The 2167-nt window shown below is 36.8% G+C and carries 2 protein-coding genes; both read right to left on the bottom strand.

Annotation, left to right across the window (positions count from 1 at the left end; translation table 11 throughout):
* Positions 1-22 precede the first annotated feature (22 nt).
* Positions 23-559 carry a thiol peroxidase Prx-SUH gene (prx-suh, locus tag MV052_RS06805; RefSeq protein WP_297442269.1) on the bottom strand — a complete coding sequence of 179 codons (537 nt, stop codon included), beginning with the start codon at positions 557-559 and terminating at the stop codon, positions 23-25.
* A gap of 81 nt (positions 560-640) precedes the next feature.
* Positions 641-2119, bottom strand: a complete 1479-nt coding sequence (locus tag MV052_RS06800; RefSeq protein ID WP_297442267.1) for a SulP family inorganic anion transporter — start codon at positions 2117-2119, stop codon at positions 641-643.
* Between the last annotated feature and the right edge of the window lie 48 nt (positions 2120-2167).

Below are 2167 nucleotides of genomic sequence, written 5' to 3'. Positions count from 1 at the left end.
TTAGGTAACTACCTACTTAAGATTACTGACAAGTTCCACAACAGCTTGTGTCTGCAGCATCTTTGATAGCTGCTAATGCACCATCATAGTTAGGCTCTTCAGTAATTTCATTACAGATATCTTTGTATGCTACTTTTCCATTTGCGTCAATTACAAAGATTGCTCTGGCAGTTACACCAGCTAAAGGACCATCGGCAATTAGAACTCCATATGCGTTTGCAAAGTCTTTGTTTCTAAAGTCACTTCCAACTTCTAGGTTTTCGATTCCCTCAGTTGTACAAAATCTACCCATTGCAAATGGCAGGTCCATAGAAACTACAGTTACACTAGCATTCTCAATTTGAGCAGCTTCAGTGTTAAATCTTCTAGTTTCAGCTGCACATACAGGAGTATCAAGTGAAGGAACAACAACTACAACTTGTGCTTTGCCTTGCTCACCACCAACTTGAATCTCACTCAAATCTTTTGCTACTACTTTTACGATTGGAGCTAAATCTCCAACATTTACATCATTTCCTGCTAAATTTACTACATTACCTTTTAGGTGAGTTGTTGCCATATTTTAAATCCTTAAATTAATTTGTTACAGAATTATATCTTAATAGGATAAATTTTATCTTAATAGGATTTATTAATTTTACTAATAATCTCTTGCAACCATATAGTTTGGATTATCCTCTTCATATGTGCAGTATGGACCAGCAACTTTAAGTGCCTTAATGCAGTCCTCACTAAGGTGACGAAGTTTTAGAATTTTTCCTGCATTTTTGTATTTTTTAGTGATTGAATCTATGGCTTCTGTTCCAGAACTATCCATAACTCGTGCTTCTTTGAAGTCAATTACAACTTTGTCTGGGTCATTTTCTATGTCAAATATTTCATTGAAAGATGTTATAGAGCCAAAGAAAAGTGGACCATCTAGCTCGTAAACTTTAGTTCCATCTTTTTCGATGTGTGTATGTGCATATATTTTCGCATGCTTCCAAGCAAAAACAAGTGCAGATATGATAACACCTGTTATAACTGCGATAGCAAGGTCCGCATAAACTGTAATAAAAGTAACTACTAACATAACAAATGCATCACTTTTGGGCATAAACTTTAAGTGCTTTATACTTGCCCATTCAAATGTAGAGATACTAACCATAAACATGATCCCAACAAGTGCAGCAACAGGTAACATAGATATAAAGTCAGAAAAACTGACAACAAAGAGTATGAGTAAAACTGCTCCAACTACGCTTGAGAGTCGTCCAAGTCCACCTGAAGTAAAGTTAATGATAGACTGCCCAATCATAGCACATCCTGCCATCGCTCCAAATGAACCACATGTCATATTTCCTATACCTTGAGCCACGCACTCTTTGTTTCCGCTACCACGATTACCGCTCATCTCATCTAGCACTGAAAGTGTCAATAGTGACTCTATTAGACCTACTAGAGCTATGATAATTGAGTAAGGAAGTATGATTTTAAATGTCTCAAAGTTAAGTGGAACATTTGGTATATAAAAAGATGGCAAGGAGCCACTAATATCTGCTAAATCTCCAACTCTTTTTGTATCTAAATCAAGTACGATAGTAATGGTCGAAACAAGTATAATAGAGATTAAAGATGCAGGAAGTGCTTTTGTAGTTCTTGGTGCAAAATGCATTGTAAACATTGTGAAGGCAACAAGAGCATACATAATCCAGTTTTCACCAGCAAAAAGTGGGAATTGAGCCATGGCAATGACTATTGCAAGACCATTTACAAAACCATACATAGCAGGTTGGGGAACAAGCCTAATGAACTTTCCAAGCTTTAGCACTCCTACTAAGATTTGAAAGACACCAGCTAGGACAGTCGCCGCGAGCATATACTCATAACCATGCTCCATTACAAGAGCGACAAGAACAACTGCTATTGCTCCAGTAGCACCACTTATCATACCAGGTCGACCCCCAATTAGAGCAGTAATTAGCCCAAGTATAAAAGCAGTATGCAGTCCTACTAGTGGACTAAGTCCTGCTATGATGGAAAAAGCAATAGCCTCAGGAACGAGTGCAATAGCAACAACGCTACCTGAAAGAACATCGTTTTTTATGTTTGATGTAGAGTAGTTTTTTAAATTAAACAAAATAATTTCCTTTTTTAAGAGGGCGGATTATATCTAAATTTAGTTTAA

Origin of the sequence: Sulfurimonas sp. (assembly GCF_026988655.1) — a bacterium.
Lineage (GTDB): Bacteria > Campylobacterota > Campylobacteria > Campylobacterales > Sulfurimonadaceae > Sulfurimonas.
Note: the sequence above shows the minus strand (reverse complement) of the source record. Positions and strands in the feature narration are given on the sequence as shown.

Coding starts and splice junctions, on each gene's coding strand:
- prx-suh (WP_297442269.1), bottom strand. CDS start 559: ATGGCAACAACTCACCTAAAAGGTAATGTAGTAAATTTAGCAGGAAAT.